Source organism: Shivajiella indica, assembly GCF_042683085.1.
Lineage (GTDB): Bacteria > Bacteroidota > Bacteroidia > Cytophagales > Cyclobacteriaceae > Shivajiella > Shivajiella indica.
This window is the reverse complement of the sequence record NZ_JBHUIV010000025.1, coordinates 169,031-176,122: the sequence shown is the minus strand read 5'-3', so window position 1 is coordinate 176,122 and position 7,092 is coordinate 169,031. Positions and strand designations below refer to the sequence as shown.

Below are 7,092 nucleotides of genomic sequence, written 5' to 3'. Positions count from 1 at the left end.
GGAATTTTTTAAAAGAAAACCCCGAAAAAAGCATTTTTAGCTTTTTTCGGGGTTTTAATTTTTTTAATAAAAAAATTAGATATTAGGAATTATAGTTAAATTATGAGGTCTATTGAAATCTGGAATATCAAAACTTTTCTCAAAATTGGATGGAGTACTTATTGAAAGAGGCTTTTTTATGGTTATAAAAAGTCAGAAAAAGTAACCTATTCTTAGGAGTAAATTATGAGTTTAGGTTTATCCACGATTAAAAACATTTACAGCATTAGCTAAAAAACCATTGAATAAAAAATTTGCATTCGTTTCTTTTATTTTAACATTATAGTCTCTGAAAAAGTAAGGTCGTTTTAATAAACTAAATATATCAAAATATCGATTTTTTGAATATTTAGGAATTTCGAACTCTTCGTTAAATCTTACTTTACAGCAAAGATAAGGGAAATTGACACCAGCTTTCGTGGAACCTAAAAGACTTCCCCAAAATCTTGAATTGATTTCAATTAATTTGTATTCATTTGTTTTTTTATCAAACCTTAAGTCTAAATGTGCAATACCTGAATAACATAATTGCAGCATTAGCTTTTCAACTACTTTTTTTAATTCATTATTTTCTAAAAATTCTATTCCTGCAGCAGCGGCGAATTTTGATTTTCTTCCCAATAATGCTTTCTGTATTGTATAGGCTTTTATTTGACCATTCATACAAAGCACACTCATATCGATGTCATATCCTTCAATGAACTCCTGGACAAAATAGTCACCGAAATCTTTATTTAGACTTTCAAAATCTATTTCCAAATACTCTTCTTTGGATTTAATAAGCTGAATGTTTTTCCCACCGTTACCACATTCCGGTTTAATAATTGTTGGAAATAATTGAACATCATTAACCTGTAATTCTTTATTAAATTCAGACAATTTCCACGACATTGGTACTGGTATTTCATTCTTAATGCAAAATTCAGCTAACAATCTTTTATTTGTTACCAAGTGAAATGTTTCTAGTTCAGGAAGAGGTATAATGGGAATGAATTTTTCAACATAGTCTTTATATTGTGAAAATACTTTGCCAGAAGCCTCATCAATAGGAAGGATAATGTTAACTTTATGTACAAAGGCAAATTTAAGGATAGATTCTAAGTAAGATTTTTCATCAGTTGTTTCAATCCATTTAAATGCCTTACATCCTTTCAAAAATTTTGAAGGGGGATTTTTTTTTTGAGCCATTATGTATAATTCTACTTCTTCATTAAGAAGTAAACTTTGGGCAACAGCAATAGCATGACCACTTTCCCCGTCAGGGATTAATACCCTCATATATTTAAATTGAATTAATAAAATTAATCAGTTTTCGCCCAGCATTTTCTGGGGTAAGGTTGTTCTCAGCAAAATTTCGGTTTTTAAGAGAAATAGTTTTATACAAATCAGGATGTTTTATAAATATTTCTATTGCTTTTACATACTCGTTTAATTCATTATTGGAATTTTTCGGTATCATAAAACCATTTTCACCATCAATTATTAAATCAGGAATTCCACCGACATCAGAACTAATTATAGGAAGTCCATAAGTCATAGCTTCTAAAATACTTAAGGGCATTCCTTCACCGTAGTGGGATGGGAAAAGTAAAATATCTGATCTAAGGAAAATCTTATGCTTTTCTGCACCCCCAATAAAACCTGTTAATTCAATGTTTTTTATTTTTTGTTGATTAATGTGCGCATTTAATTTTTTATACTCTGGTCCATCTCCGGCCAGAATGAGTTTGAATTTAATTTCCGGAAAGTTCTTCTGGACCAGTTTAAATATCTCAACTGATTTAAACATTCCCTTATTTTTATCAAACCTTGCGATAAATAATAATGTGATTTCTTTTTTTTCGGAGATGTCTCTGGAAAGTTTTTTCCCAATTAAATGTGAATTATCGGCAGAATTAAAAAAAACCAGCATTTTCTTATCGGGATTAACTCCTAAATCAAATAATTTTTGCTCAAAGATTTTTCCTAGAATGACAAAAGCATCTGCTTTGGAAAATGTTTTTTTAAAAATGATTTGTCTTAATTTACTTGAAATTAATTTATTATAGAATTCCTCATTCCACCCATGCCAAAAAACAATAATTTTTTTATTCCTAATTAATCCCAAATAGGTAAAAAAGGAATCTCTATAAAAAGAATTGGGTAATAAGGATGGATTAATTAATAAGTATTCATATTTCTTAATTAAATGGAAATATTGGACGTATTTTTTTATTAACCTTAGGAATTTGGAGATATTGTTCTTTTCTTTTGTCGAATTAAAAATCTGGAAATAATCTGCAAGTTTTTTTGATTCAAGATCCAGAGCTTTATATAAAGCAGAAACCCCTCCCGGATTTGTCAAAACACCAACATTTATCAGTATTTTATTTGGCATTCAATTAAATAGAGCTTTAAAGGTATGTTTATTAAAAAATACTTTGGATCCAACTTCTAAATTATCATCCCCGCACCCACAGTTTCGTTTGTGTTCTGATCTATTAATATGATTGATCCAGTATTTCTGTTTTTTGAATAGGAATCAAAAAAAATCGGTTGTGCTGAGCGAAGGGTAATTCGGGCAATATCATTCATCCCTATTTCATTTACTCCTTCAATTCTATGTAAGGTATTGATATCCACTTTATATTGTATTTCTTTTACCATTGCTTGGGTTTCTTTGGTGGTATGTCTTATGATATATTTGGTCCTTTCTGTCATAGGCTTTTGGTTCATCCAGCAAACCATCAATTCCAAATCCTGCCCAACTTCAGGTTGGTTGTTAGGCCTTACTATCATATCTCCTCTACTAATATCTATCTCATCTTTGAGGGTCATTACAACAGACATTGGCGAATGAGCTTCCCTTATTGTTTTTCCATCCAAATTGATATCCTTTATTTTGGTGGTGAATCCTGAAGGTAAAATTTTCACTTCATCACCAGGTTTGAAAATTCCCCCATCTATTCTCCCGGCATATCCTCTGAAATCCTGATACTCCATAGTATGGGGACGGATAACAAGTTGAACAGGAAATCTACAATCGACATGGTTATAATCTGAAGCGATATGAACATTTTCCAGAAGGTAAAGAAGAGTTGAACCTTCATACCATGGCATATTTTGTGATCTATCCACCACATTATCCCCTCTTAAAGCTGAAATGGGAACGAAATTAACATCTTTGACCTGCAGTTTTGATGCAAATGATCGATAATCTTCAACAATTTTATCATAAATTTCTTGGTTATAATCCACCAAATCCATTTTATTGACACAGACTATGACATGAGGAATGCGTAAGAGTGATGCAATAAAGGAATGCCTATGGGTTTGTTCTACCAATCCTTTTCGTGCATCTATTAAAATGATGGCCAGGTTTGCTGTTGATGCACCTGTTACCATATTTCTGGTATATTGTATATGCCCTGGAGTATCCGCTATGATGAATTTCCTTTTTGGTGTGGCAAAATACCGATAAGCAACATCAATGGTAATTCCCTGTTCTCTTTCAGATTTTAATCCATCAGTTAGCAAGGAAAGATCCACGTAATCAAATCCTTTTTTTTCACTTGAAGCTTTAACAGCCTCCATTTGATCTTCAAAAATCGACTTGGAATCATAAAGGAGACGACCTATTAAAGTGCTTTTACCATCATCTACAGATCCTGCAGTGGTAAATCTCAAAAGTTGGTTTTTATCTTGAATACTCATTTATCTTAAGAATTAGGGATTATCTTTTATCTTCTTTAAAATCAACTGTAATATTAAATGAACTTAAAAATAGCCTTGTTTTTTTCTGTCTTCCATGGCAGTTTCTCCACGTTTATCATCTGCCCTTGTGCCGCGTTCAGTAGTTCTTGTGGTGGCAACTTCCTCTATAATTAGGGAAAGTGTATTGGCGGTTGATTCTATTGCTCCGGTAATGGGGAGATCACCACAAGTTCTGAAACGTACCGTAAGTGTCTTGACAATATCCTTTGGTTGTGGTTTGAGAAACTCTGATTTGGCTAAAATCACTCCATCTCTGATGACACATTCCCTTACATGCGAAAAGTATAAATTAGGCAGTTCAATATTTTCCATCTGTATATACTGCCATACATCCATTTCAGTCCAATTGGAGATAGGGAAAACCCTGAAATGTTCCCCGTGCTGCTTTCTACCATTAAAAAGGTTCCATAATTCCGGCCTTTGATTTTTTGGATCCCATTGCCCAAATTCATCCCTGTGGGAAAAAAATCTTTCTTTAGCCCTTGCTTTTTCCTCGTCTCTTCTGGCCCCACCCATAGCAGCATCAATATTATAAGCTTCAAGTGTATCCAAAAGTGTAATGGTTTGTAAAGCATTACGGCTCGCATTTAGGCCGGTTTCTTCTTTAACCCTACCTTTATCTATACTCTCTTGTACAGAACCGACTATCAATTGAACTCCAAGTTTTTGGACGAGAGCATCACGAAATTCAATGGTTTCCGGAAAATTGTGCCCTGTATCTATGTGAATCAAAGGAAAAGGAATTTTAGCAGGGAAAAAAGCTTTTTTTGCTAAATGAGAAAGGACTATACTGTCCTTACCACCTGAAAATAAGAGTGCCGGCCTTTCAAATTGTGCAACAACTTCCCGTATCACATATATTGCTTCTGCTTCTAATTCCCTTAAATGGGTAAGGTAATATTGCATGGTAAAAATAATTTAAGGATTAATATTTTTTTAATTCGGGTTGTACTTTTTTGATTATAAGCTGAATAGCCTTGTCAAGTTCCATTTGATCTGTTTGGACTCTAAGAAATGGACTCAAAGGTTTTTCATAAGGTGAATTGATGCCGGTAAAATTTTGGATGATGCCTTGTCTTGCCTTTTTATAAAGTCCTTTTACATCTCTTTGTTCACAAATTTCTAGTGGACAATCTACAAAAATCTCTAAAAAATTGTCTTTTCCTACCAATTGCTCAATAAGCTTTCTATCATGTCGAAAAGGAGAAATAAAGGCTGAAATGACAATTAGACCAGCATCTAACATTAACTTTGATACTTCACCAATTCTCCTGATGTTTTCAATTCTATCTTCTTCAGAAAACCCTAAATCTTTGTTCAGGCCCGCACGTACATTATCACCATCCAACAGGAATGTTTTGAATCCTTTTTCGTGTAATTGTACTTCAGTTCCGTTGGCTAAAGTAGATTTACCTGAACCTGATAGTCCTGTAAACCAAATTAACTTCGGCTTTTGTTTCATCAAGGCAATTCTTTGTTCTTGTTTTACCTTGAAAATATTAGGATGAATGTTTTTTTCGCTCACAATTGATAATAATAATTAATAAAAGTTAATACAATAATAGAATAGATAATTGTAAGAGGCAATCCAATTTTAGTATAATCCTTGAAAGCATAATTACCAGGTCCCATGACCATCAAATTGGTTTGATAACCAATTGGGGTTATGAAATCTGCTGACGCGGCGAAGGCAATGGCCACAAAGTAAGGCGTAGTATGATGCGAATGTAATTCTGCCATCTGATAGGCAATTGGAAACATGATGGAAACAGCGGCAGCATTAGTGATTATTGAGGTTAGGATCAAAGTAGTGATAAATAATATAGCAATGTTGCTCCAAGACGGTAAATTTGGATTTAGATTTGTAATAGTGTTAACAAAAAGATCAGCGGCTCCTGAGGATCTGATGGCGGTTCCGATTGCCAAAGCACAAATCAGAATTACCAAAAGGTCTAAATCCAGCGCATTTTTTATGGAGGATAGGTTGGTTAATTTTCCAATTATCTGCAAAAGAATTCCCATCAATACCGCTAAAAAAAGATCCAAAATACCTGTTATCCCTAACAGTAACAGCAAAACGGTTAAAATGATATTCCACTTCGATTTCCACTCTATTTTTTTTTCAACATTTCCTTTCTTTTGGAGTAAGATCAAATCTTTCCAATGTTCGGAATAGTCTTTTTCCTCACTGACAAGCATCAATAACAAATCACCTGCTGTCAGTTTGATTTCCCCAAGATTACCACTTACTTTTTCCCTGTTTCTATATACTGAAATCACCGAGCCTTTATAGGTGTCCCTAAAATCACAGGATTTAAGTGTTTGTCCAATTAAAGAACTTCCTGTTGGAATGATGGCTTCAGAAAGTTTAAAGAATTTGTTTTTTGAAATATGGGAATCTTCAGAAATTTTTAATCCATTTTTTTCATTAATGAGCCTTAATATTGAATGGGTATTACCAGTAAAATATAAACGATCTGACTCCTGTAAAATTCTACTGGGATCTACAGGAGTAATTAATCTATCTCCTCTTTTGATCTCCACTAAAAAAAGTTCTTTTAGATGCCTTAATCCTGCCTCTTGGATAGTTTTTCCAATAAGGGGAGAGTTTTTGGCAACAAAAGTTTCAACAATGTAATCTTTAATTTGCTCCATTACAGTTTCCTTATTGTCTCTGTGTTCAGGTAAAAACTTATCACTGAAGAATGCCAAATAAAGAATACCTGTTATTGTCACTAATAAGCCCAAAAAGAAAAAGTCTGTAAATTTTAAAAGTGATAAGTTTTGTTGGCTAATAAGGCCATTTAACACCAAGTTGGTTGATGTACCGACCACGGTAATCATTCCCCCCAATATGGTGGCAAAAGATAAAGGTATCAAAAATTTCGAAGCAGGATAATTTTGCTCATCTGTCCATGATTTTACATAGGGGATCATAAATGCTACGACCGGAGTATTGTTCAATAAGGACGAGACAGAGGCAACCAATGCCATCATCCTTAAGCGAAATGAAAAGGGGCTTAAATTTTTTTTAAATAACCTGAAAAAAAAATCATTTCCTAGGGCAGTTCTCAGCCCAGAAGTTAAAATCATCAACAAAAAGATGACCACAATCTGTTTGTTGGCTAAACCCAAAAGAAAGTCTTCAACGGTTATTACTTGAGCTATTATTAGTAAGAATACAGCTAAGATAAAAATTAAGGAAGGTTTTAATAAGTTTTTATATAAGCTTATTATAAGTATTATAACAATTATAGCTGTAAAATATGCTTCCATAACTGAATTTCAAGGAAGATTTAA

6 protein-coding genes are annotated in these 7,092 nt (G+C 33.1%); all 6 read right to left on the bottom strand.

Going from position 1 to position 7,092, the window contains the following annotated elements:
• Positions 1–237: 237 nt before the first annotated feature.
• On the bottom strand, positions 238–1,317 hold the full coding sequence (locus ACFSKV_RS17185; protein WP_380805535.1) for an ATP-grasp domain-containing protein: 1,080 nt from the start codon (positions 1,315–1,317) through the stop codon (positions 238–240).
• A 4-nt stretch (positions 1,318–1,321) separates the two neighbouring features.
• The gene (locus ACFSKV_RS17180) at positions 1,322–2,416 is read right to left on the bottom strand and encodes a glycosyltransferase family 4 protein (protein WP_380805533.1); all 1,095 of its coding nucleotides are present in this window, start codon (positions 2,414–2,416) and stop codon (positions 1,322–1,324) included.
• Positions 2,417–2,472: 56 nt separating this feature from the next.
• Complete coding sequence (cysN, locus tag ACFSKV_RS17175) at positions 2,473–3,732, bottom strand: sulfate adenylyltransferase subunit CysN (protein WP_380805528.1); 1,260 nt, start codon at positions 3,730–3,732, stop codon at positions 2,473–2,475.
• Positions 3,733–3,795: 63 nt separating this feature from the next.
• A complete protein-coding gene (gene cysD, locus ACFSKV_RS17170; RefSeq protein WP_380805527.1) occupies positions 3,796–4,698 on the bottom strand; it encodes a sulfate adenylyltransferase subunit CysD in 903 nt (300 codons plus the stop codon).
• Between the two features lie 19 nt (positions 4,699–4,717).
• Positions 4,718–5,317, bottom strand: coding sequence for an adenylyl-sulfate kinase (gene cysC, locus ACFSKV_RS17165; RefSeq protein WP_465270331.1), 600 nt, complete (start codon positions 5,315–5,317; stop codon positions 4,718–4,720).
• Entirely contained in the window at positions 5,314–7,068 is a 1,755-nt protein-coding gene (locus tag ACFSKV_RS17160; RefSeq protein WP_380805525.1) for an SLC13 family permease, read from the bottom strand. The genes cysC and ACFSKV_RS17160 overlap by 4 nt, the downstream gene beginning before the upstream one ends.
• Positions 7,069–7,092: the final 24 nt, after the last annotated feature.

Excerpts from the sequence above, each read along its gene's own strand:
- ACFSKV_RS17185 (WP_380805535.1), bottom strand. The coding sequence starts at position 1,317 with ATGAGGGTATTAATCCCTGACGGGGAAAGTGGTCATGCTATTGCTGTT.
- ACFSKV_RS17180 (WP_380805533.1), bottom strand. The coding sequence starts at position 2,416 with ATGCCAAATAAAATACTGATAAATGTTGGTGTTTTGACAAATCCGGGA.
- cysN (WP_380805528.1), bottom strand. The coding sequence starts at position 3,732 with ATGAGTATTCAAGATAAAAACCAACTTTTGAGATTTACCACTGCAGGA.
- cysD (WP_380805527.1), bottom strand. The coding sequence starts at position 4,698 with ATGCAATATTACCTTACCCATTTAAGGGAATTAGAAGCAGAAGCAATA.
- ACFSKV_RS17160 (WP_380805525.1), bottom strand. The coding sequence starts at position 7,068 with ATGGAAGCATATTTTACAGCTATAATTGTTATAATACTTATAATAAGC.